The organism is Arcobacter thermotolerans (assembly GCF_983172305.1).
Genome location: NZ_CFAFZJ010000002.1, coordinates 214,540 through 237,735, shown reverse-complemented (window position 1 = coordinate 237,735; position 23,196 = coordinate 214,540). Strand labels below are relative to the sequence as shown.

At 27.0% G+C, this 23,196-nt stretch carries 24 protein-coding genes and 1 tRNA gene; 15 read left to right on the top strand and 10 right to left on the bottom strand.

Going from position 1 to position 23,196, the window contains the following annotated elements; genetic code table 11:
* Positions 1–46: 46 nt before the first annotated feature.
* Positions 47–2,071 (top strand): methyl-accepting chemotaxis protein, encoded by a 2,025-nt coding sequence (locus AC5LG6_RS02850; protein ID WP_498585646.1) that lies wholly within the window; start codon positions 47–49, stop codon positions 2,069–2,071.
* Positions 2,072–2,083: 12 nt separating this feature from the next.
* Here the strand turns inward: AC5LG6_RS02850 and AC5LG6_RS02845 are convergent, their stop codons facing one another.
* From AC5LG6_RS02845 to AC5LG6_RS02835, 3 genes are read right to left on the bottom strand one after another with little or no spacing between them, the layout of a single operon-like run.
* Positions 2,084–3,262 carry a glutathionylspermidine synthase family protein gene (locus AC5LG6_RS02845; protein WP_498585645.1) on the bottom strand — a complete coding sequence of 393 codons (1,179 nt, stop codon included), beginning with the start codon at positions 3,260–3,262 and terminating at the stop codon, positions 2,084–2,086.
* Between the two features lies 1 nt (position 3,263).
* Positions 3,264–3,899 (bottom strand): UPF0323 family lipoprotein, encoded by a 636-nt coding sequence (locus AC5LG6_RS02840; protein WP_066358530.1) that lies wholly within the window; start codon positions 3,897–3,899, stop codon positions 3,264–3,266.
* Positions 3,900–3,901: 2 nt separating this feature from the next.
* Positions 3,902–5,143: a DEAD/DEAH box helicase gene (locus AC5LG6_RS02835; RefSeq protein ID WP_498585644.1), complete on the bottom strand. Its 1,242-nt coding sequence runs from the start codon at positions 5,141–5,143 to the stop codon at positions 3,902–3,904.
* A 317-nt stretch (positions 5,144–5,460) separates the two neighbouring features.
* Here AC5LG6_RS02835 and AC5LG6_RS02830 point away from each other — a divergent pair, with 317 nt between their 5' ends.
* From AC5LG6_RS02830 to AC5LG6_RS02815, 4 genes are read left to right on the top strand one after another with little or no spacing between them, the layout of a single operon-like run.
* Positions 5,461–8,025, top strand: a complete 2,565-nt coding sequence (locus AC5LG6_RS02830) for a TolC family outer membrane protein (RefSeq protein ID WP_498585643.1) — start codon at positions 5,461–5,463, stop codon at positions 8,023–8,025.
* 18 nt (positions 8,026–8,043) lie between these two features.
* Complete coding sequence (locus tag AC5LG6_RS02825; RefSeq protein ID WP_498585642.1) at positions 8,044–10,209, top strand: type I secretion system permease/ATPase; 2,166 nt, start codon at positions 8,044–8,046, stop codon at positions 10,207–10,209.
* Positions 10,206–11,624: an HlyD family type I secretion periplasmic adaptor subunit gene (locus tag AC5LG6_RS02820; protein WP_498585641.1), complete on the top strand. Its 1,419-nt coding sequence runs from the start codon at positions 10,206–10,208 to the stop codon at positions 11,622–11,624. Before AC5LG6_RS02825 ends, AC5LG6_RS02820 begins: the two co-directional genes overlap by 4 nt.
* A 26-nt stretch (positions 11,625–11,650) precedes the next feature.
* Positions 11,651–12,247, top strand: a complete 597-nt coding sequence (locus tag AC5LG6_RS02815; RefSeq protein ID WP_120986458.1) for a LuxR C-terminal-related transcriptional regulator — start codon at positions 11,651–11,653, stop codon at positions 12,245–12,247.
* 21 nt (positions 12,248–12,268) lie between these two features.
* On the opposite strand, the gene AC5LG6_RS02810 is transcribed toward AC5LG6_RS02815, so the two are convergent.
* Positions 12,269–13,066, bottom strand: coding sequence for a shikimate dehydrogenase (locus AC5LG6_RS02810; RefSeq protein WP_498585640.1), 798 nt, complete (start codon positions 13,064–13,066; stop codon positions 12,269–12,271).
* A gap of 18 nt (positions 13,067–13,084) precedes the next feature.
* Positions 13,085–13,696, bottom strand: coding sequence for a class I SAM-dependent methyltransferase (locus AC5LG6_RS02805; RefSeq protein ID WP_498585639.1), 612 nt, complete (start codon positions 13,694–13,696; stop codon positions 13,085–13,087).
* A 60-nt stretch (positions 13,697–13,756) separates the two neighbouring features.
* On the opposite strand from AC5LG6_RS02805, the gene pgeF reads away from it, so the two are divergent.
* Genes pgeF through AC5LG6_RS02780 form a run of 5 tightly spaced genes read left to right on the top strand, consistent with a single transcriptional unit; the run spans position 13,757 to position 17,078 of the window.
* Entirely contained in the window at positions 13,757–14,434 is a 678-nt protein-coding gene (gene pgeF / locus AC5LG6_RS02800; RefSeq protein WP_498585638.1) for a peptidoglycan editing factor PgeF, read from the top strand.
* 55 nt (positions 14,435–14,489) lie between these two features.
* Complete coding sequence (gene purU, locus AC5LG6_RS02795; RefSeq protein ID WP_498585637.1) at positions 14,490–15,323, top strand: formyltetrahydrofolate deformylase; 834 nt, start codon at positions 14,490–14,492, stop codon at positions 15,321–15,323.
* On the top strand, positions 15,323–15,793 hold the full coding sequence (locus tag AC5LG6_RS02790) for a tRNA (cytidine(34)-2'-O)-methyltransferase (RefSeq protein WP_141051393.1): 471 nt from the start codon (positions 15,323–15,325) through the stop codon (positions 15,791–15,793). The genes purU and AC5LG6_RS02790 overlap by 1 nt, the downstream gene beginning before the upstream one ends.
* Positions 15,793–16,368 (top strand): branched-chain amino acid transport system II carrier protein, encoded by a 576-nt coding sequence (locus tag AC5LG6_RS02785; RefSeq protein WP_498585636.1) that lies wholly within the window; start codon positions 15,793–15,795, stop codon positions 16,366–16,368. The genes AC5LG6_RS02790 and AC5LG6_RS02785 overlap by 1 nt, the downstream gene beginning before the upstream one ends.
* Before the next feature lie 2 nt (positions 16,369–16,370).
* Positions 16,371–17,078 (top strand): branched-chain amino acid transport system II carrier protein, encoded by a 708-nt coding sequence (locus tag AC5LG6_RS02780; RefSeq protein ID WP_498585658.1) that lies wholly within the window; start codon positions 16,371–16,373, stop codon positions 17,076–17,078.
* Here the strand turns inward: AC5LG6_RS02780 and AC5LG6_RS02775 are convergent.
* Complete coding sequence (locus AC5LG6_RS02775) at positions 17,068–17,301, bottom strand: hypothetical protein (RefSeq protein ID WP_066154364.1); 234 nt, start codon at positions 17,299–17,301, stop codon at positions 17,068–17,070. The two genes, AC5LG6_RS02780 and AC5LG6_RS02775, sit on opposite strands and share 11 nt — an antisense overlap.
* Complete coding sequence (locus tag AC5LG6_RS02770; protein WP_498585635.1) at positions 17,288–19,048, bottom strand: Na/Pi cotransporter family protein; 1,761 nt, start codon at positions 19,046–19,048, stop codon at positions 17,288–17,290. The genes AC5LG6_RS02775 and AC5LG6_RS02770 overlap by 14 nt, the downstream gene beginning before the upstream one ends.
* Positions 19,049–19,168: 120 nt before the next feature.
* Here AC5LG6_RS02770 and AC5LG6_RS02765 point away from each other — a divergent pair, with 120 nt between their 5' ends.
* From AC5LG6_RS02765 to AC5LG6_RS02750, 4 genes are all read left to right on the top strand, one after another.
* The gene (locus AC5LG6_RS02765) at positions 19,169–19,540 is read left to right on the top strand and encodes a hypothetical protein (protein WP_066358561.1); all 372 of its coding nucleotides are present in this window, start codon (positions 19,169–19,171) and stop codon (positions 19,538–19,540) included.
* A 4-nt stretch (positions 19,541–19,544) separates the two neighbouring features.
* Positions 19,545–19,910: a hypothetical protein gene (locus AC5LG6_RS02760; protein WP_119184182.1), complete on the top strand. Its 366-nt coding sequence runs from the start codon at positions 19,545–19,547 to the stop codon at positions 19,908–19,910.
* Complete coding sequence (locus AC5LG6_RS02755) at positions 19,903–20,568, top strand: response regulator transcription factor (protein WP_260910391.1); 666 nt, start codon at positions 19,903–19,905, stop codon at positions 20,566–20,568. The genes AC5LG6_RS02760 and AC5LG6_RS02755 overlap by 8 nt, the downstream gene beginning before the upstream one ends.
* Positions 20,569–20,656: 88 nt before the next feature.
* Entirely contained in the window at positions 20,657–21,409 is a 753-nt protein-coding gene (locus tag AC5LG6_RS02750; RefSeq protein WP_498585634.1) for a sensor histidine kinase, read from the top strand.
* On the opposite strand, the gene AC5LG6_RS02745 is transcribed toward AC5LG6_RS02750, so the two are convergent.
* On the bottom strand, positions 21,401–21,913 hold the full coding sequence (locus AC5LG6_RS02745; RefSeq protein ID WP_498585633.1) for a ribonuclease HI: 513 nt from the start codon (positions 21,911–21,913) through the stop codon (positions 21,401–21,403). The two genes, AC5LG6_RS02750 and AC5LG6_RS02745, sit on opposite strands and share 9 nt — an antisense overlap.
* Positions 21,914–22,048: 135 nt before the next feature.
* On the opposite strand from AC5LG6_RS02745, the gene AC5LG6_RS02740 reads away from it, so the two are divergent.
* A complete protein-coding gene (locus AC5LG6_RS02740; RefSeq protein WP_141051396.1) occupies positions 22,049–22,444 on the top strand; it encodes a hypothetical protein in 396 nt (131 codons plus the stop codon).
* Positions 22,445–22,499: 55 nt separating this feature from the next.
* Here AC5LG6_RS02740 and AC5LG6_RS02735 read toward each other — a convergent pair.
* Together AC5LG6_RS02735 and AC5LG6_RS02730 are read right to left on the bottom strand one after the other, a co-directional pair.
* Positions 22,500–22,584: transfer RNA gene (locus AC5LG6_RS02735), tRNA-Leu, on the bottom strand.
* A gap of 42 nt (positions 22,585–22,626) precedes the next feature.
* Positions 22,627–23,127: a gamma carbonic anhydrase family protein gene (locus AC5LG6_RS02730; protein WP_066165207.1), complete on the bottom strand. Its 501-nt coding sequence runs from the start codon at positions 23,125–23,127 to the stop codon at positions 22,627–22,629.
* Positions 23,128–23,196: the final 69 nt, after the last annotated feature.

Here is a 23,196-nt window from a genome sequence, read left to right as displayed (position 1 = left end):
ATTATGTTATATTTAATTATCATTAAAATATAAAGAGGGAGATATGATGGAAGGGTTAAATTTTACGATTGCAAAAAAAATGATGCTGTTTGCTGTCGTTATTTTTGTTACAATTCTTATTACAGGGCTTTTGAAGTTTAATAATCTTTTAAACACAGAAAAGAACTTTAATATATTCAAAGATAGGGCAGTTGCTGGTAAATTTTATGTTTTGGAAGTTGAAAAAGAGTTAAACTTTGTGGCTAGAAATTCAAGAGATATTATGCTTGGAAATTCTTATGATAATAATATAAAAAATTTAGAAAAAAGTAGAGAAAATATCATAAAATCTTTCGATGGTTTACTTCAAACTTCTCAAAATGAAGCTGAAAAAAATGTTGTTTTGGAAGTAAAAAAAACAGTTCTTGATTTTATAGAAGATGGATATAAAAAGATGAAATCTCTACAAACTGTTGAGAGAACTCCAGAAGTTTTAGCAGCAATGTATCAAGCCTATAAAAAAGATGCAACACCACTTGCAAATAAAAGTAGAGAAAATTTCTCTAAGCTTATAAAAGAGAAAGAAGAAGACTACACACTTCAATCAGAACTTTATAACAATCAGATGAAAGCTTTGAAAAATATTATAATTATTGAATCTTTAGTTCTTGTTTTAATAGTTATTTTGTCTTTATTACTTCTTTCAAGAGATATAATTCAATCGTTAAATAAGTTTAAAAAAGGACTTACATCATTTTTTGACTTTATGAATAAACATAACTCTAAAGTTGAGTATATAGATATTAAAAATAGCGATGAATTCGGAGCTATGGCAAAAGTAGTAAATGATAATATAAAAATTATAGAAAATAGAACTTTAGAAGATAAAAAACTTATAGATGATGTTTTTGTTGTTGTAAATAGAGTAAAGCATGGATATTATAGTCAATTGATTAAAGAAGATACATCAGATGAGATTTTATCTACTTTAAAAAATAGTATAAACGATATGATAAGTTCTACAAAACAAAACTTTATACAAGTAAACAATATTTTGGAAGAGTATGTAAAATATAACTATAGAGAAGAGTTAAAGCTAGATGGAATTGAAAAAGGTGGTGTTTTTGAAGCTTTAATCAATAACATAAATCAACTAAGAAGCGCTATTAATGATATGCTTAAAAAAGATAAGCTAAATGGTCTTATTTTGGATAAATCTTCAAATGAGTTGTTAATAAATGTTGATAAATTAAATAATAGCTCAAATGATGCAGCAGCAAGACTAGAGGAGACAGCAGCTGCTTTAGAAGAGGTTACAAGTAGTATTGTAAACTCTAATAATAAAATAAGTGAAATGTCAAATATTGCAAAAGATGTTACAAATGCAGCATCTTTGGGACAAGATTTGGCAAACAAAACTGCTTTATCTATGGATGAGATAAATACTCAAGTAAATCTTGTAAATGAAGCTATAAGCGTAATTGACCAAATAGCATTTCAAACAAATATTCTTTCATTAAATGCAGCAGTTGAAGCAGCAACTGCTGGAGAAGCTGGAAAAGGATTTGCAGTTGTTGCTCAAGAGGTACGAAATCTTGCAAGTAGAAGTGCAGAAGCCGCAAAAGAGATTAAAAATATAGTTGAAAGTGCTACATCAAAAGCAAATGATGGAAAACAAATAGCAAGTAGTATGATAGAAGGTTATAAAGGATTAAATAGCTCTATAAATCAAACTATTTCTTTAATACAAGATATAACAAGCTCTTCAAAAGAGCAGCAAAGAGGAGTTGAGCAGATAAATGATGCTGTTTCATCTTTAGACAAACAAACTCAAGAGAATGCAAATATTGCTAGAGTTGCTAGTGATATTGCAGGAGAAGCTTCTTCTATGGCTAAAAAAATACTTGAAAATGCGAATTCAAAAGAGTTTTCTGGTAAAAATAGTGTTGAAGATGATTTTGAAAAAATGTTTAAAAATAGTAAAAAAGATATTTCCTTAACTCTAAATAGTAATGAAAATAAAGTAGAAAAAATAGAAAATAAAAAAGTAGAAGATACAAAAACAAATGCAGATGAGTGGGAGAGTTTCTAAACTCCCCCGCTTTTATTTAATAATATGTCCAACAAATTTTGACATATTATTTAATATCTTTCCACCTCTTCTAAATCCTAATGCACAAGCTTCATAAGAATAGAAAACTCCAGCTTGATAATATTCACCATTTTCATCTTTTGGAAACTCTACGTACTCTTGATAAATTGGTTTATGACCTTCATAATCACCATTAGTTTCTATATCAGTTGAACCATCTAGATTTATAATTTTTACATTTGCACCCTCTCTTCCAAAGGCTCTTTTTTCTACATATTTTTTACCTTTTAGTGGCTCAAAAGATGTTTCAAGCAGAAGTGGATGATTTGGATATAAATCCCATAAAATCTTCATAAATACTTTTGATTGGAAGATTAATGTATAAGCAGGATTAAAGATAATCGCTTTTTTTTCTTTTATTATTTCAGTTAAAAGTAAAGCTAAATCACTCTCTTCAATTCCAATATTTTCCCAAGGAATTAGTTTAAACCAAAACTCAAAAAGCTCATCATTTTTGAAAATACCATCATCGCTGAATGATACATTTTCAATGAATTCAAAATCAGTATTAAATCCAGCTTCTTGTGCAATATGTTCTAAAAGTTTTGTAGTATTTATATCTTCACTTGAAGTTGAAATACTAGAAAATAGTATTTTCCAACCAAGTTGTGAGTAGTATTCATCAAATTTTTCTATATCACTATTTAGTGTTATTATTCTTTTGAAATTATCTTTTAAAGCATCATAAAGATTATTAAACTGAGCTGCTTCATCTAAACCATTTTGTTTTAGCATTGCCCACTGAATAATTGCAGTTTCAAAAACTGAAGTTGGTGTATCTGCATTAAATTCAATTAATTTAATTGGTTTACCGTTCACACCACCAGCTAAATCAAATCTTGAATATAAATGCCAATGAACATCATTTTCCCAAGACTCTTTTACAAGTTCTACTAGGTTAAAAGGTATATTTAGTTCATGAAAGAGTTCATTATCTATTACAAATTGAGCAGTTTCAGTCACCATATCATAAAGTTCATTTGTTGCCTCATAATAAGCATTTGCTTCATCTTCTGATATTACTACTAGTTTATCACAAATATATGAACTATCATCACTATCTGTGTGCCAAGTAAATCCAATACTTTCTAAATATTCAGGTGTTAGTGCTTCTATTTTTTCTAATTTCATATCAACCTCCTGTACTTTGAGTTGTAGATTTTGTACTATTATTGTTTTGGCTTGAATTTTGATTATTGCCACCAAAAAAACCACTTTGTTTTGTAGCTCCAGCTGTACTTGATGGTTTATTAAATGAACTTTGAGATTTACTATAAGTTTGTGGAGATTTGTATTGAGCTGCTTTTTGGTTTTGGAAATTTTGGTTATTAAATAGTTTGTTTCCAAGCCAAGAACCTATCATTGCTCCTGCTATTGAAGATAATAATACTCCACCAAGCCCCATTCCTCCACTACTCATTTCTGGGTTTGTAAGAGGTGATGTTCCCGCATCTATTTTTGCCTCTTCTTCTTTAACAAGTTTATCAATCTCTTCTTGTGATAAGATTCTTTCAGTTCCATCTGGATTTCTAAGAACTATTGTAGTTTTTGCAGCTGGAAACTCATCTGCAATTTTATAGCTTCCATCAAGAGCTTTTTCAACTATAACAAAAGCACCTTCTTGTTGGCTTGCATTTGTAAAAGTTCCATTTGACTGATTATTTTGGTTTGAGTTATCATTGCAAGCATTTAATCCTAAAATCAAAAATGTAGCAAGACCACCTTTTTTTGCCAACTCTTTTAATGTTTTAATATTCTTATTTTGCATATTTATCCTCTCTTTGTTGTTTTTCTAAATTTACTCTTATTTGGTTTTTTATTTTTTGTTTTATCTTTACTTTCTCTTTGTTTTGAATCAAATTTTTTATCTTTTATAGATTTTTTTTCTCTTATTTTTGTTCTTGGTTTTTTCTCTTTTGTAGCAAATCCTTCAAGCTCAACTCTAGGAATTTTAAGTATTAACTCTTTTTCTATTTCAGCCATAAGTTTATAATCTTTTACACTTAAAAGTGTTATAGCAACTCCATCATTTCCAGCCCTTGCAGTTCTTCCAACTCTATGAGTAAAATCATTTATTGTTTCAGGTAGAGCAAAATTTATTACACAAGGAAGATTTTCTATATCAATTCCACGTGCTGCAATATCTGTACAAACTAAAACTCTAAGTTCTTTTTCTTTAAATTTTCTCAAAGCCAATGCTCTTGAACTTTGTCTTATATCGCCGTGGATACAAGATGCTTTTAAACCATCAAGATTTAGATTTTCTACTAAATCATCAGCTTCTAATTTTCTATTTACAAAAACCAATACTTGAGATATATTTCTTGAACCTATTAAATATGATAAAAGTTCACTTTTTTTATCTTCATCTACAAGAACTATTTGATGTTCTATTTTTTCAACATGATCTCTTTGATTTGTCACTTCAATTACAACAGGATCTGTTAAAAACTCTTTCGCAAGTTTTTTTACTGTTGAATTTATAGTTGCACTAAACATTGAAATTTGTCTATTTTTTCCAATATGTGGCAAAATTTGTTCAACTTCTTCTAAAAATCCCATATCAAGCATTGTATCAAGCTCATCAATTACAACTCTTTGCACACTTGAAAGATTTATAGTGTTGTTTTTTATATGTTCAAGTAATCTTCCTGTTGTAGCAACAGCAATATCAACTCCAGCATTTAACTTTTTTTCTTGGTCTTTTATTGAAATTCCACCAAAAATAGCAACTTTTTTAATATCAATATATTTTGAATAATCATCAATTGCATTTGCTATTTGTTTTGCTAATTCTCTTGTTGGAACTAATATTAAAGCTCTTAAAACACTATTTTGTTTTTTTTCATTTGTTTTTTCGCTATTTTTTTCTTTTATTAAATCTTCTAAAATAGGAAGTAAAAATGCACAACTTTTTCCTGTTCCACTTTTTGCAACTCCTATAATATCTCTTTTTCCTAAGGCAATAGGAATAGCTTTTTCTTGAATAGCAGTTGGGTTAGTATATCCCAAATCATCTATGGCTTTTAAAATGTTTTCATTTAGTTTTAAGTTTTGAAAAGTTTTTATAAAAAATCCTTTGTTAAAAATGTTAGATATATTGTAGCAAAGTTGAAATTAGATTTAAGTTTAGTTGATATTTTTTTACTAAATTTAATAATAATTTATATTTTGAAAAATTATTTATATCTATAAATTCTTTAAAAATAGAATAGTAAATGTTATATTTTTATAAAATAATATTTTTGGATATTTTAAGTAAAAAAACAACCTATTTTTGCTAGAATTCCAGCTTACTTACAAATAAAAAGAGTTTAGGGGAGATAGTAATGAATGTTAAAAAAGTTATTTTAAGTATGGTTACAGCTACTTGCTTATTTTCTATAAATGCAAATGCTTTAACTTTAAAAGAGACTTTAAATGAAGTTTTAGAGACAAATCCAGTAGTTCAAGAGAGGCTTAAAAACTTAAATGAAACTAGGGAAGATTTAAATATTGCAAAATCTGAATGGCTACCATCTTTAGATTATAGAGGAACTATAGGAAGAAATAATAGTGGAGATTTAAAAGATAGTGGAAATTCTAGCTTCAATCATACTGTAAGAGATAGTTCATACTCTCACTATACAAACTCATTAAAGCTTACACAAAATATTTTCAATGGTTTTAGTACAACAGAAAAGATAAATTATCAAGAAGCTAGAGTTTTTGGAGCTGCTTATCACTATTTAGAAAATGCAAATGATATAGCATTTAATATGACACAAGCTTATATTGACCTTTTAAGAAGTTATCAACTATTGCAAAATGCAAAAGATAATGTTGTAATAAACAAAAAAATCTATGAAGATGTACAATCACTTTATGATCAAGGACTTACAACAAAATCAGAGATGACAAAAATATATGCATCTTTATCTTTGGCAAATTCAAATTTGGTTGTTCAACAAAACAATACTATGGATAAAGAGTTTAAATTTAAAAGACTTTATGGAAGAAGCGTAAATGTAGGAACACTAGAGGTTCCAAAACTTGACCTTGCAATGCCAGAGAGTAAACAAAGAGCTACTATGATAGCAATACAAAATAATCCTTCAATGATTGTAAGTAGTTATAATATTAAAGGTGCACAAGCACTTTATAGAGAGAAAAAAAGTAAATTTATGCCTAGTGTTGATATAGAAGCTGAACAAATGTTTAATGACTATACAAAAGATAATGGCTTTGATAGTGCTGATGATAGACAAAGAATATATGCTGTTTTAAATTGGAATTTATTTAAAGGTGGAGCTCATAGTGCTGATTTACAAAAAAGTAGAAGTACAATAAATAAAGAGCTTGAGCTTCAAAGAGATTTAAAAAGACAAACTATAGAAGGTCTAGAACTTTCATGGAGTGCTTATGAGATGCTTGGAAAACAGCTAACTGAATTATATAAATATTATGAGTATTCAGAAGAGACACTTTCAAGCTATCAAAGTGAATATGAGATGGGAAGAAGAACACTTCTTGACCTTTTATCTGCTCAAAATGACTTGATAAGCTCTAAGGCACAAATTATAAATGCACAAATGGATAGACTTTTTGCACAATATAGAATTTTAGATGCTATGGGAATGCTTGTTAGTTCAGTTTTAGATGATAAAGATTATGCAAAAATTATAAAAACAACTACAAATCCACTTGATTTGGCAAAAGATGAAATACCAGTACTATTAGATGTTGATAATGACAAAGTTGTAGATCATCTTGATATTTGTGATAACTCTGTTGTAGGAAACAATGATATTGGTGCTGATGGTTGTAACAAAGAGGAAAAAGATAGCGACTTTGATGGAATTCCTGATAGTAAAGATAAGTGTCCTGATACTCCATTTGGTGCAGTTGTTGGTGTAGATGGTTGTCCTATTGGAGTTGAGAATAAATTTAATATGACAAGTGGTGAGTATATAAGTAGTGTTTTAGCTTATGATGAAAATAGTCCGAAAAAAGAGAGTAAAAAAGGGCTATATGATTATGAGTTTAATGTTGCTGCAAATAAAAATATTGAATCAACTTCTATGGATAAACATCTAATGTACGACGATTTTGCTATGATAAAAAGATTTGATTTTGTAAATATGAATAACAAAGATGAATCAAAAATAGATGAAATGGCAAAAAATCTTAAAGAGTATAACGGTACAAATGCAGTTGTAACTCTAATAGGAAATACAAGAGCTACAAAAAACAAAGAGGCAAGTTTTGATAAAGGTTTAGAGTATGCAAACTCACTTAAAGCAGAACTTGTAAAAAAAGGTGTAGATGAGAAAATAATAGTTACACAATCAAGAGCAGATTTAGATAAAACATATACACAAACAGTTAGAAGCGATGCAAGTTTAAATGATGTTGTTGTAGCAGCTTTATATGTTCCAAAATCTTCAATTACAAATAACGATAGTGATGGTGATGGAGTTATAAATGAACTTGATGAGTGTCCAAATACTCCAAGTGGTCAAATGGTAAATGAAAAAGGTTGTGCAAATAGTATTAATCTTCAAGTATTATTTGAAAACGATAGTGATAAAGTAATAGGAAGTAGTTTAGAAAAAGTTAAAGCTTTTGCTAATTATTTATTAGAAAACAAGGATTTTGAAGCTAATATTACGGGTCATGCAAGTCAAAGTTCAAATGAAATCAATAAAAACAGTTACAAAAATAGTGCTAAATATAATTTAGAACTATCTTTAAAAAGAGCAGAAGCTATTAAAAATATTTTAGTTCAAAATGGTGTTCCATCTTCAAGAATAACGTCTACAGGAAAAGGTTTTGAAGAACCAATCATGAGTAATGATACAGAAGAGGGAAGAGCTACAAATAGAAGAATAGAGGCTGTGCTAATAAAAAAATAAAAATTAGGACACAAGTTAATGGTAAATAAAAGTTTACGCAAAAATGATACTTTGTTGGACTCTTTAGTTCTTTATACTAGGCTTTTTCATAAGTCATTTTCTGCTGAATCTTTGCTTCAGGGATTACCTCTTGGTAATAATGAAGCAGATCAGCTTCTATTTTCTAAAAATAGTTCTAAATCTATGTTTAGTAGAGCAGCAGCAAGAGCTGGTCTTAAAACAACTATTGTTGAAAAACCAATTAAAGATATTTTAAATATACAACTTCCTGTAATACTACTTTTATCAAATGAAAATAGTTGTATTTTGGACTCTTTTAATGAAGATAGAACAAAAGCAAAGATTATTTTTGCTGGAATTGATGATCCTCTTGAAGAGTGGGTTGAGGTGCAAAAGCTTGAAGATGAATATTTAGGTTATGCTTTTATGCTCAAAAAAGTTTATGAATATGAGCATGATAATGGTAAAAAGACTTTAGCAATTAATAATCAAAAACATTGGTTTTGGAGTACTTTAGGAGTTTCAAAAAAGATTTATATTGATTGTATAATAGCTTCGATTTTAATAAACCTTTTTGTACTTGCAACTCCACTTTTTACTATGAATGTTTATGATAGGGTTATTCCAAATAATGCACAAGAGACACTTCTTGTTTTTACTATTGGTATTGTTGTTGTATTTATTCTTGATGCCATTTTAAAGTTTATTAGAACCTATTTTCTAGAAATGGCTGGGAAAAAGAGTGATATTATAATGTCTTCAATTATTTTTGAAAAAGTTTTGGATATGAAGTTAAGTGAACACCCAAAATCTGTTGGGAGTTTTGCAAATAATCTTAAGAGCTTTGATAGTATAAGAGGTTTTTTAACAAGTTCTACTTTGACTGTATTAATTGATTTTCCATTTGCTATTTTATTTTTAATAGTAATTGGATATTTAGGTGGTTTTTTGGTGATAGTTCCAATTTTTATTATCACGTTAATCATAATTTATGCAAAAATAATAAAAGACCCACTTAAAAAAAGTATTGAAGCAACTTATGAAGCAAGTGCAAAGAAAAATGGTATTTTAATAGAGAGCTTAAATAATATTGAAACAATAAAAGCTCAAGGAATGGCTGGAAATGTTCAGTACTCTTGGGAAGAATCAACTGGTGAAATAGCAAATAAAGGTCTTAAATCAAAACTAATATCTGCTTCTATTCCAACTGTTACAGGTCTTTTAACTGGTTTAAATACAGTTTTAATTGTTGTTTTTGGAGTTTATTTAATTCAAGATTTCCAACTTACAATGGGAGGTTTAATTGCTACTATGATTTTATCAGGTCGTGCAATTGCACCTATGGGGCAAATAGTTTCACTAATTACAAACTATGAAGATACTAAGCAATCTTTTAAAATGTTGGATGATATTATAAATAAACCACAAGAGAGACCATTTTCTAAAGAGTTTGTTAAAAAAACAAATTTAAGTGGAAATATTGAGTTTAGAAATGTAAGTTTTAGATATCCAAATAGTGAATCATATGCCTTAAGAAATGTAAGTTTTACTATAAAAGAGGGTGAAAAAGTTGCTTTTATTGGAAGAATTGGAAGCGGAAAATCAACTATTGCAAAACTTATTTTAAAACTATATGAACCAGAAGAGGGAACTATTTTAATAGATGGTATAGATATAGCACAAATTGATCCAGCTGATTTAAGAAAAGGTATTAGTTATGTTCCTCAAGATATTCATCTTTTTGGTGGAACAATAAAACAAAATATTTTAGGAATTCATAAATTTATAGATGATGAGTGGATGTTAGAGTGCTCAAAAATAAGTGGAACAGATGAGTTTGTAAGAATGCATCCTGCTGGTTATGATATGCCTTTAGGAGAAAGAGGTTCAGGACTTAGTGGAGGGCAAAGACAAAGTGTAGGAATTGCAAGAGCTTTGATAAATAATTCGGATATTTGGATGTTTGATGAGCCTACAAATGCTATGGATCAGACAAGTGAAAGTATAGTTTTAAATAATTTAATGAGTAAAGTAGAAGGAAAAACACTACTTTTAGTTACTCAAAAAATGAGTATGGTAGATTTAGTTGATAGAATAATAGTTATGAATTTTGGGTCTAAAGTTTTAGATGGTCCAAAAGATGAAATTATAAATAAACTTGGAAATAGTGGTGAAAAACAATGAATAAGATAAAAGAGTTTTTAAATAGTCCAGAAGTAAATAGATTAAAAGAGATTTTTAAACTATTTAATAATAACGATAACCTAAAACTTCCCAAAACTACACTAAACAAAAATGATTATGAGTATATGAAGAGTTTAAGTGCTGCTGTTGTTTTTAGCTCATCAAAAAAACTTCACTGGGTTTTAATCTCTTTTTGTATTACAATATTTTTATTTATTACTTGGGCTGCTTTTGCCGAAATTGATGAAATAGCAAGGGGAAGTGGAAAGGTTGTTCCAAATGGTCAAAATCAGATAGTTCAAAATCTTGAAGGTGGAATAGTTCAGGAGATTTTAGTAAAAGAGGGCGATATAGTTGAAAAAGACCAAGTATTGATTAGAATTTCAAACGAAAAAGGTACAAGTACGGCTATGTCAAATGAGATAAAGTCTTATTATCTGCAAGCTCAAATTAAAAGATTAGAAGCAGAGTTAAAGCGAGCTCCTTTTGAGTACACTAAAGGTGAAAATCAAGAATTAAATGAGTTTTTAGATAATGAAAATGAGCTTTATTTAACAAATCAAAAGCAGTTAGAGTCAAAAATATCTATATTAAAAGAGCAGATAAAACAAAAAGAGAATGACCTAAAAGATGCAAAACAGACTATTGAGCATATGAAATTTAGTGTTGGAGCTATTTCAAAAGAGGTAACTATGACTAAACCAATGGTTGAAAGAGGAATTAGATCTCAAGTTGATTTTTTAAAGTTACAAAGAGAAGAGAGCGATGCTAAAAATAAACTTCAAAGTGTTACTTTATCTGTTGATAAAATTAATTCAGAGATTTTAGAGTTAAATAAAAAAATAGATGAGACAAATGAGATAAATGATGCAACAATAAGAGAGAAGTTAAATGAAGCAATTAATAATCTTAAAGATGTTGAAGCAAATAAATTAGCTTCAAGTGACCAAGTTGCAAGAACTGTTGTAAAATCTCCTTCAAATGGAATTGTTCAAAAACTTCATATAAATACTGTTGGTGGAAGTATTAAACCTGCTCAAGATTTATTGGAGATAGTTCCTACTGATAGTAATTTAATAGTTGAAGTAAAGATTTTACCAAAAGATATAGCATTTATATATCAAGGGCAAAAAGCTATTGTTAAATTTTCAGCATTTGATTTCTCTATTTTTGGTGGACTTGATGGTCATGTTATAAATATAAGCCCAGATACAATAGTTGAAAAAGATGAAAAAACTTTTTATATTGTAAGAATTGAAACAGAGAAGAACTATATAGGCGATGAAAAAAATCAAAAACATATTATTCCAGGTATGATAGCAGATGTTGATATTTTAACTGGTAAAAAAACAGTTCTTGATTATATTTTAAAACCAATCTTAAAAACGAAAACATATACATTTACAGAGAGATAACATTAAAAAATAGGGGGTATTTGAGTATGAAAAAAATTTCTTTATATACAAATCTAAAAAGAGACTATGAAAAAATGAAAAATAGTCTTATTGATTATGATTTAAAAAATATAGAAAATAGGGAAGAGTTACTTACTTTAAAAGAGAATCTTATTATTATAAATACTTCTGTAAATCTTGATAAAGAGGAAGAAACTATTGAAATATTGTTAGAAAATGGAAATAAAATTTTAATACTAGAGAGTACTCCAAAACTTATAAATGCTCAAAATTGGTTACTTTTAGGTGTTCATGGTTATGGAAATAGTATGATGAATGATATTTATTTAAAATCAGCAATTCAAACAATAAACAATGGTTTAACTTGGTTAATTCCAGATATAACAATGGAAATTTTAAGCAAATTAAATAGTGATAGTTTAAATCAAAAAGATGTTTTAAATCAACTCTCTAAAGCTGAGCAGCAAGTAGCAATATTATTAAAAGATGGGCTATCGAATACAAAAATTAGTGAAGAGTTAAAATTATCTATAAATACAGTAAAATCGCATATAAAAAATATCTATTTAAAGCTTGAAGTGAAAGATAGATTTTCATTTATAAATCTTTTAAATAAAAAGTAAAAAGTCTATTTTATAGACTTTTTACTCACCTTTTAAACCTCTTCTCATAGCTTCAACTAATTTCTCATCGGCTTTTGTTTTGGTAAAAAGTTCGAAGGCAAGGACACCTTGAAATAAAAGCATATCTTCACCATCTTTTATTTTATTATTTAAATTTTTTGCCAAGGCTAAAAATGGAGTTATTTTTCCATAAATACAGTCAAAAGCAAAAGATGACTTACTTAAAATATTTTCAAGTATCTCTTTAGGAGTTGGTAATAAATCATCTTTTAAACCAGCACTTGTTGAGTTTACAACTAAATCAAACTTTTCATTTTTAAAATCAAAATCTTCAAAACTAAAAGCTTTTATACCATTATTTTTAAAAAATTCTAGTTTTTCTTTACTTCTATTTAGAACTACTACATCAATATTTTGTTCTTGTAAAATCAAAGCTATAGCTTTTGCAGTTCCACCAGCACCTAAAACTAGAACTCTTTTTATATTTCCAAAACTTTCAATTGCTTTTAAAAATCCAGGTGCATCTGTATTGTAGGCTACAACTTTTTCATCTTCTTTTATGTAAGTATTTACAGCCTCTATTTTTTGTGCAATTCCTCTTACAATATCTGCTTGCTTAAAAGCTATCTCTTTATGAGGAACAGTTATATTTGCACCGCTAAAACTATTTTTTATAAATTCTTCTTTTATATTGTCACCATTTTCTAAATAAAATTTTTCATAAGAAGCATCAAGATTTAGATATTTAAATCCTGCATTTTGCATTTGTGGAGATTTTGAGTGAGCAACAGGATTGCCAAATATACAAAATTTTTTCATTTTATTTATCGCCTTTATTTAAAGTTTTTTTGCATAAAAATTAAAGATAGGAAACTCTCCATAATCTCTTTTATAAATAAAAACTCTTTCAAAAATAAAGTTAGAAAAACCAACTTTTTTGGAAATTGTTTCAAGCTCTTCTTGAGTAAATCCAAAGTGAAAAACTCCTTCATTATTATGTTTTTTGTGAAAAGTTCCATCTTCTTTCTCTAAATCATTAATGCATAAATAACCACCATTTCTTAAAGCTTTAAAACTCTTTTCAAAAAATATATCAAGATTTTCTATGTGATGAAGTGACATTGAAATAACAATCAAATCAAAGCAGTTCTCTCCTAAATCGTCATTTAAAATATCGTGTTTTTTTGCTTTGATATTTGTAAGTTTCCTATCTTTTGCTTTTTTATTGAACTCTTCAACCATGCCATTTGAACTATCAAGACCTAGTACCTGATTATTCTTTTCTACTAAATCAAATGCAATAAGACCAGTTCCACAACCATAATCAAGAATGTTTTTTATATTTTTAAAATCTATAATATTTTTTAAATGTTTTATACAAGCTTCAGATTTTTCAAGACTTACATTTTTTTTGTCCCAATCTTTTGCTTTTTCGTCGAATCTACTCAAAATTTATCCTTAAAGATTTTTTGGCTAAATTATATCAAAAGCAAATAAAAAGAAGAGCAGATGGAAAATAGAGTTTTTTACACTTTTACTGATGAAAATGATGGTAATTTAGCATTTCATGTAGAAGATAATGAAATAAATGTAATAAAAAATAGAAAAAATCTGGCTTTAAAGCTAGGTTATAATTATGAAGATTTAATCTATATGAATCAAATTCATAGTTCAAATATTATTGTTGTAGATGAAAATAGTCCAAAATTAGTAGATAATTGTGACTCAATAATCACAAGAAGTAAAAATCTTCCACTTATGGTTATGGTTGCTGATTGTATTCCTATTATGATGTTTGATGATAAAAAAGGAATAATTGCTGCCATTCATGCTGGAAGAAACTCTACTTTTTTGGAAATTTCAAAAAAAACAGCTGAAGTTTTTATTGAAAAATTTTCTTCAAATCCAGAAGATATAAATGCAGTTTTTGGAGCTTCTATTCAAAAGTGTTGTTATGAGGTTAGTGATGAGTTATCAAAAATTGTAGAGAACTCTTTTGGAAAAGAGTTTGTTAAAAATAATTACATAGATTTGCAAGGAATAAATAAAAAACAGTTAAATGATTTAGGAATAAAAAATATAGAAATATTAAATATTTGTACAAAATGTGGAGATAAACCATATTTTTCTTATAGAAAAGATAAAAAAACTGGAAGATTTGCTGGAATAATTATTTTGAAAGATTAACTATAATCAATAAAATGGTAAAATCTAGGTTTTAAGTTTTAAAGATTGGATAAAAATGGAAGAATATATACTAAAAATTTCTACAAAAGATGAAAAAGGGCTTATTTATAATATCTCTAAAGTTCTTTTTGCAAATAATTTAAACATTGACCAAAATGCTGAGTATGTGGATGAAGAGACAAATGAGTTTTTCATGAGAAGTTTAATTAGTGGAAAAGTTATGGAAACTATTTTGCAAAAAGAGCTAAAAGAGGTTTTGCCAGATGGTGCAAAGATAACTTTAAATAAAAATACAAAAAAAGATGTTGTTCTTCTTGTTACAAAAGAGAGCCATGTTTTAGGAGATTTACTTATAAGATATAGTTCAAATGAGCTAAATGCAAATATCAAAGCAGTTATTGGAAATCATGAAGATTTAAGAAATTTAGTTGAAAAATTTGATATTCCATTTTTTTGTATAAGTGCTACAAACTTGAGTAGAGATGAGCATGAAAAAGCAGTTTCTCAAAAAATAGATGAGTTTAATCCAGAGATTATAGTTTTAGCAAAATATATGAGAATATTATCTTCAGCGTTTGTAGAAAAATATGAAGGTAAAGTTTTAAATATTCATCACTCTTTTTTGCCTGCATTTATTGGAGCAAATCCATATAAACAAGCATTTGAAAGAGGTGTTAAAATTATTGGAGCAACTGCACATTATGTGACAAATGATTTAGATGAAGGCCCAATCATTTTCCAAGATGTTGTAAGAGTTGATCATTCATATAGTTGGGAAGATATGCGAAATGCTGGTAGAAATGTTGAAAAAATTGTACTTTCAAATGCGTTTGAACTACTTTTAAATGACAGAGTATTTATTCATAAAAATAAAACGGTGATTTTATAGTGTTTAATATAGTACTTCATGAACCAAGAATGCCAGGAAATGTAGGAACGATAGGAAGAACTGCTGTTGCTTTAAAATGTAAACTTCATTTGATAAAACCTTATGGTTTTGGAGATATAACTGAAAAAGAGGTGCGAAGAGCAGGACTTGATTATTGGAAAGATTTAGAACTTTTTGAGTATGAAAATATTGAAGATTTTTGGGCAAGAAATCCATTTTCTTCTAGACATTTTTTTGCTACAACAAAAACAACTCAAGCTTATTTTGAGGCAAAATTTGAAGTAGGGGATTATATATATTTTGGAAGAGAAGATGCAGGATTACCTTCATATATTTTAGATAAAAATAAAGATAGTTGTATAACAATTCCAATGGCAAAAATTGCAAGAAGTTTAAATCTCTCAAACTCTGTATCTATAATTTGTTATGAAGCTTTAAGACAAAACTATATAAATTTTGAGACTATTTAATGAAAACATCTAACATAACAAGAGATACTTTAATACTAGGATTTGCAATTTTTTCTATGTATTTTGGGGCTGGAAATATTATTTTTCCACCATATTTGGGATTAATAAGTTCTAGTGATTGGAAAATATCTTTTTTTGCATATTTTTTAGCCGATATTGGATTTGCTACATTTGCTATGTTTGCTTTACTTAAAGTTGGAGGAAATGTAGATAATTTAACTTCTAAGTTAGGAGAAATAAATGGAAAAATACTTATGGCAATAATTATTTTATGTATTGGTCCACTAATTGCACTTCCAAGAACAGGAGCTGTAACTTATGAGATGTTGGTAGTTCCATATTTCGGAGCTAGCACTTTTAACTCTTTAATCACATCTATAATTTATTTTGGTTTAATTCTCTTTTTTACATTAAGACCAACTTCTATGATTGAAATATTGGGAAAGGTATTATCTCCTTTGCTATTTTTATCTTTAATTATTTTAATAATAAAAGGAATTTTCACTCCAATTGGAGAGATATCACAAAACACTACAAATGATAAACTATTTTTTGATGGACTTCTTTTGGGTTAGATATTTTAGCAGCTTTAGCATTTGGAATTATTATTATAAAAATATTAAAAACAAAAGGTTATACAAACAAAAAAACAAACTTTAAAATAGTTGGATATGCTTCTTTAATTGCTGCTTTTGGAATAATGCTTGTATATTTTGGTTTGACATATTTAGGAGCAACTTCTAGTTTAGTTTATGAAACTAATATTGAAAAAGTAACACTTTTAAATAATATTATATACCAACTTTTTGGAAGCAATGGAGCTATTATTTTAGCATTTGTAGTATTTTTGGCTTGTTTTACAACAGGATCTGCACTTGTAAGTGTTACTGCTGAGTATTTCTCAAAAGTAAGCCAAGGAAGGTTTAGTTATAAAAAATTGGTTATTTTAACTTCACTTTTTGCAGTAGTTGTTACAAATTTTGGCTTAGAAACTATAATTAATTTTGCAGCACCAATTTTATTTATAGTATATCCAGCTGCTATTATTTTAGTTATTTTGGCATTTTTTGATAACTATATAGACAATTTAAATATCTACAAATTTTCAAGTTTTGGAGCAATTATATACTCAATTTTTGAACTTATATCAAATAGTTATTTAAAGTTATCATTTATGGAAAATATTCCTTTGGCAAAAGAGGGATTAGGCTGGATTTTACCAGCAATCATTTTTGGAATTATTGGGTTTTTAGTTAAAAGTAAAAGAGTTCGTTCTAAAGTATAGAACGGCTCTTTTTAAGAACTTTAGAAACAGCATTATACTTTTTTTCTAGCTCAACTCTTTTTTTAATATTATCTTTATCTATATTTTTTAATTCATCTTTTATTTTACTCTTCTTATTTTCAAGCTCTTCTATTATATTTAGAAGTTTTTTCTCTTGAGAAACTTTTAGATTATCTTTTTCTAAATATTTTTTTACTTTATCAACAATTTTACTTAGTTTCATTTTCATCTCCTATTTGTTTAACTATACCATCATTTAAGAATAAAATATTAGCAACTTTTACAAGTTTTTTCTGAATAGAGTAACCCGTAGCACTATCATTCATATATGAAGTTGCCATTGTTGCTTTTATTTTATCTTCTCTTATAAGTGTGTCTAGTTCTTCACTACTTGCTAAATCATTATGTGCTAACTCAGTTTTTATAAGTTCAAATTGAGTTAATTGGTCTGAATCATTTTCTAACATAGAAAGAGTATTTATATCTATTAGCATCTCTGCTAACTCTTTTCTTAAAATATTATACTCTTCTTTGATATACTCATTTTTACTTTTTAAGTAAAAATTTACATTTTTTTGAATATCTCTTGTATCTCTTAACACCTCTACAAGTAAAACAGCGGCACGTTTTAGTTCATCAACTTTTTTGTGTTGAAAATCAAACATATTTTCTTGTGCAAAAGATGAAAATTTTACAATTTCACTATAAAGTGCTTTAAGATTTTTTTGATAAATTTCATCAATATCTGTATCTATGATAGTTAGCTCTTTTGCTAATTGAACTTTTAGTGTCTCTCTTGTAAGTCCTGTTGTATGTATATTTAAAGCATGTAACATAGCTTTTTGACAATTTTCATATAGATTTATAATCTCTTTTCTTAAAGCTGCTAAAGAGGCATCAGGATTTGATAAAACAGATTTATTAAGATATTTTGGTTTTGAAGCAGAAGACACCTTTTTTTGTATCAATTTTTCTGATAATTTTACTAATAAAGATATTGCTGGAGTTAGTAAAATAACTCCAGTTACAGAAAAAATAGTATGGAAAAGTGCTAATTTCATACCATAATTATTATCGCTAACTCCTAAAAATGGTGCTATAAAATCTGTTAAATCTATAAATTGATAGATTAAAATAGTTATAAATGTTGCTGAAATTAGGTTAAATAAGAAGTGAATAAGAGCTACTCTTTTTCCATTTTCATTTGAAGCAAATGATGCTAAAATTGTTGTAAGTGTTGTACCAACATTTGCTCCAATTGCTAGTGCTATTGCATTTACATAAGTAATACTATCTGCATTTAAAGCTGTAATAACTATAGCTAAAGTTGCAGCACTTGATTGTATAACAACAGTAATTAAAATTCCAATTAAGATATAAACAATAATTCCTAAATATCCTTCCATAGCGTAAGATGCTAAATCAATAGAATTTTTCATAATATCAAAACCATCTTTCATATATGAAATACCAAGGAAAATAAATCCTAAACCTAAAAGAACATTTCCGCTCCCTTTTACTCCATTTGATTTAAAAAATCTTAAAACAACTCCAAAAACAAGCATAGGAAAAGCATAAGTTGAAATTTTTACATCAACTCCTAAGCTTGAAACTATCCAAGCAGTTGTTGTGCTTCCTACGTTTGAACCAAAAACAATACCAACTGCTTGAACTAGAGTAAGAAGTTCGGCACTTAAAAAAGACACAACAATTAAAGTAATAATTGTTGAACTTTGAACCACTGAAGTTGATAAAAATCCAGTTGCAATAGCATAAAGAGTATTGCTAGTAAACTTTTCCAAAAGTTTCTCTAAAATACCACCAGATAGTTGTTTAAAACCATCTTGCATAAAAAACATACCAATTATAAAAATAGCAATTCCACTTAAAATAACAGTGAAATTTTCATCAGCAATAACTACATACCCTAAAAGTATTAAGAAAAAAGGAATAGCAACGCTTTTTAACAAATTAATTCTCCTTGCGAATTTTGTATTTATTGATTGTATCTAAAAGTAAATTAATGTTAATAAGCAAGATTTAGTTAAAATATTTATTAAAAAAATCTATATTTTGGGAATGATTTAATAATGTATGAGAAATATAAAAAAGAGTTGTCACTAGCAAAAAATAAACTTTTAGCAATTGATTTCTTTTTAGAAAAAGATAGTGATTATATTGCAACTTTTGGAAATGGAACTACATGGAAAATAGATTTTAATGGTAAATGGTATGATAATTATATTTATATTAGTATAAGAAATGAGGCAAGTTCTGAGAATATTTTAGGTCAAAAAGGTGTTCCTATTTGGATGCTAATAAAGATTTTTGGTTTGAACTCAAAAGATTTAACAACAGAAGAGAAACTTGACTTCATAATAGAGCATAAAAATAAAATTTTTGATGAAAATTTTAAATATAAAAACATATATGACAATATCAGAAAAAATATAAAAGGGTAAGAGTATGATTGATACTACAATTATTATTATATCGATTTTTGTTTTTTTGTTTATATTGAAAAAATTTAATGTATTAAAGCATATAGCTTACGGAGGAAGACTTGAGAGTGATTTTCAAGGTTGTTATATTATAAGTTATCCAAAAAGTGCAGAACTTCACAATAAAGGTCAAGCTTTTGATATAGATATTGATGAATTTTTTAGATTAAATCCAAAACTAAAAGGCAAAATTCCTATAGAAAAACGATTAGGAATAAGAGAGAATGATTCCCTTTCTGTTGAAATGGAGTTAAAAGAGAGAAAAAAAATAGAGAAAAAATATTCAAATATTACAAAACAAAAACCTAAAAAGAGAAAAGAAAATGTATAGTATTTTACTTTTAGAAGATGATTTGTTATTTGCCTCTAGTATTGAAGATTTTTTAGTTTGTGAAGGATTTTGCGTAGATATTGCAAAAGATGGTGAAGAGGTATTTGATTTTACTTTTCATAAAAATTATGATTTATATATATTTGATATAAATGTTCCAAAAATAGATGGATTAAAGACTCTTGAGAATTTAAGAGGAAGCTCTGATAATACACCAACTATTTTTTTAACTTCATATAAAGATAAAGATACGTTAAAAGATGCTTTTGTGAAAGGTTGTGATGATTATTTAAAAAAACCAGTTGATTTAGATGAGTTGATTTTAAGAATTAAAGCTATATTTAAAAGAGAAAATAAAGGTTTTGATAATGTATTTTTGGAAGAAGATTTAATTTATAATAAAAAAGAGAAAAGATTATATAAAGGTAAAAATGATTTAAAGCTTCCTATAAAAGTTTTGGAGTTATTGGAACTTTTTATAGAAAATGAGAAAAAAATTATCTCAAAAGATATGATAGTTGATAGATTGTGGAGTAAATCTCAAACTCACAGTGATGGCTCAATTAGAGTTTATATAAATAGTTTAAAAAATATTTTTGAAAAAAAACAAAATGTAATAACAAATATAAAGGGAATAGGGTATAGATTTGAACTTTAAAAGAGTATATTTTTATCTTTCAAGTTTTACTTTAGTTTTTTTTACTATTTTACTTGTTCTTTTTTTAAACTATTTTTTAGTTTTCGAGATGAAAATTATAGAAAACAGTCTTTTTCTTATTCTTTTTTTGACACTTTTTGGCTCTTTATTTTTTTTATTAATATCTTCAAAAATTTTAAAACCAATCTTTCAAAGTGAAGAAAATATAAAAAATAGTATAAAAAATAGGCTTCATGAATTAAATATTCCAACATCTACAATAAAAATAAATCTTCATCTTCTAAAAAAAGATTTAACTGACTCAAAAAGTTTAATAAGATTAGAGAGAATAGAAAAAGCAAACGATAGTCTAAGCTACTTGTATAATAATATGGAGTATGAATTAAAAAAAGAGTTTGAAAATATAGATTTAGAAGATTTTTATTTACTTGATGCGTTAAAGAACTCTTTAGATAAATTTGAAGATATAAAAAAAGATACAATTATTGAACTTTTTGTTCCAAATAATGTAGTTTTACATAGTGATTACAATGGTTTTATAATAGTTTTAGATAATCTTATTTCTAATGCTATTAAATATAATTGTAAAGAGAATCCATATATCAAAATATCATTTGAAAATAAGGTATTATCAATTTTTAATAAAGGTGTGGGAATTGACACGAAAAATATTATGTTAGTTTTTGATAGGTATTTTCAGGAAAATTCACAAAACATAGGATATGGAATAGGACTTGCTGTTGTAAAAGAGTTTTGTGATAAAAATGGTATAGGAATAAATATCGAAAGCTTTGAAGATGGTAATAGGATAAATCTAAATATGAAGAGTATTTTAAATTAAACTCTCTTTCTTTTTAAATTCATCTCTTAATGCACTTCTTGAAGCTTTATCAACAAGATTGAAAATATGATCAATACTATCTTTTAGAATGGTTTTTTTGTGACCTTTTACTTTAATAATATTAAGATTTAATCTACTCTCTTTTTCAAAAAAATCTTTATATAAATCATGATTTTTTAATAGTTTTCCAGTTCCTGATTGATAGTTATTTTCTACTAACTTAGATTTTCTATTTTTTAAATTAACTATATTTTGACAATCTGTATAAACTTCAATTAAAATATTTGATAAATCATTTTTCTCTTTTTCTATCTCATTTATTGCCCATAGTAAAGATTGAAGTTCTATTCTTGTAGAGCTGGTATTTTCAAATTTTTTTATTTTTATACTTTTATTTAATGATTCTAAGATAATATCTTTATCGTTTTTAACTAAAAATGCAGCAAAACCAACTTTTGTTTGTGGATTTACACTTGAATCTGTAAAAAGTTCTATTTTTTTCAATTTTTCATCTTTATAATTTATTATTTTTAAAGAGACAAGACTAACATATTTTTGCTATTAAAAAGCTCATTGTTTGTTATAGTTCATTATGTTAGAATAAACTTTTAAAATTGTATATAATTAAAAGGTGTTTATGTGGCTATTTTTGCTTTACAATATTTGGCAGGTGGATTTTTAGATGAAGATTTACAACATTTTAATAAAAAATTTGATGATTGGTGCGTATCTTTTGATAATTATGAAGATGCTTTAACTCTTGCCAAAACTCTTCCAAACTTTGAAAATATAGATATTGTAGAGATAACTCCATTGAGTTATCCAAAATATTTTTTCTCTGAGCTTCAAGGTACTATTTATGCAACAAGACAAATTGAAGATAATATTATTTGTGTAGTAGAACCATTTATTGGTTCAAGTTTTAGAATTGCAGTATGTAATCTTAAAACAAAAAAAGTAAGATTTCTTAAAACGCATTATAAAACTATACCAAGTATTGAAGTTGCTTTTGCTAATTTTAAGGAACAATATTAAATTTTTTTTTGATAAATTTTATAAAAAATATAAACTTAATTTTTTAGTTATTTAATGGTGCGGATGGCGAGATTTGAACTCGCACACACGTAATGCACTACCACCTCAAGGTAGCGTGTCTACCGTTCCACCACATCCGCATATAAAAAATAGACCGAAATTATATCTATTTTTTCTTAAGCTTATCTATATTCGTTTTTATATTCTACATAATGTTTTGCATGGTCAATTAAACCTTGAACTTCTTCATCGCTTAACTCTCTTACAACTTTTGCAGGACTTCCCATAATTAAGCTTTTTGGTGGAAAAACCTTGCCATATGTTACCAAAGAATTTGCTCCTACGATACTTCCTTCACCAATTACTGCATTATCTAAAATTGTAGCACTCATTCCTATTAGACAGTTATTTTCAATAGTACATCCATGAAGCATAACTTTATGACCAACTGTTACATTATCACCAATAATTGTTTTTGTATTTGTATCTGTATGAATACATGATAGATCTTGAATATTTGTATTTTTACCAATTCTAACCTCATTTACATCAGACCGAATAACACAACCAAACCAAACAGAACTATCTTCTGCTATTTCTATATTTCCAATTAAATCTGCACTTGGTGCAATCCAAGCAGATGGTGCGATTTTTGGGTAAAACTCTTTAAATTTTAATATCATAATTTTCTCCTAAATATAAATTAGGATTGTATAAAAAAAAAGTAGCAATAAAATTACAAATATTTTTTA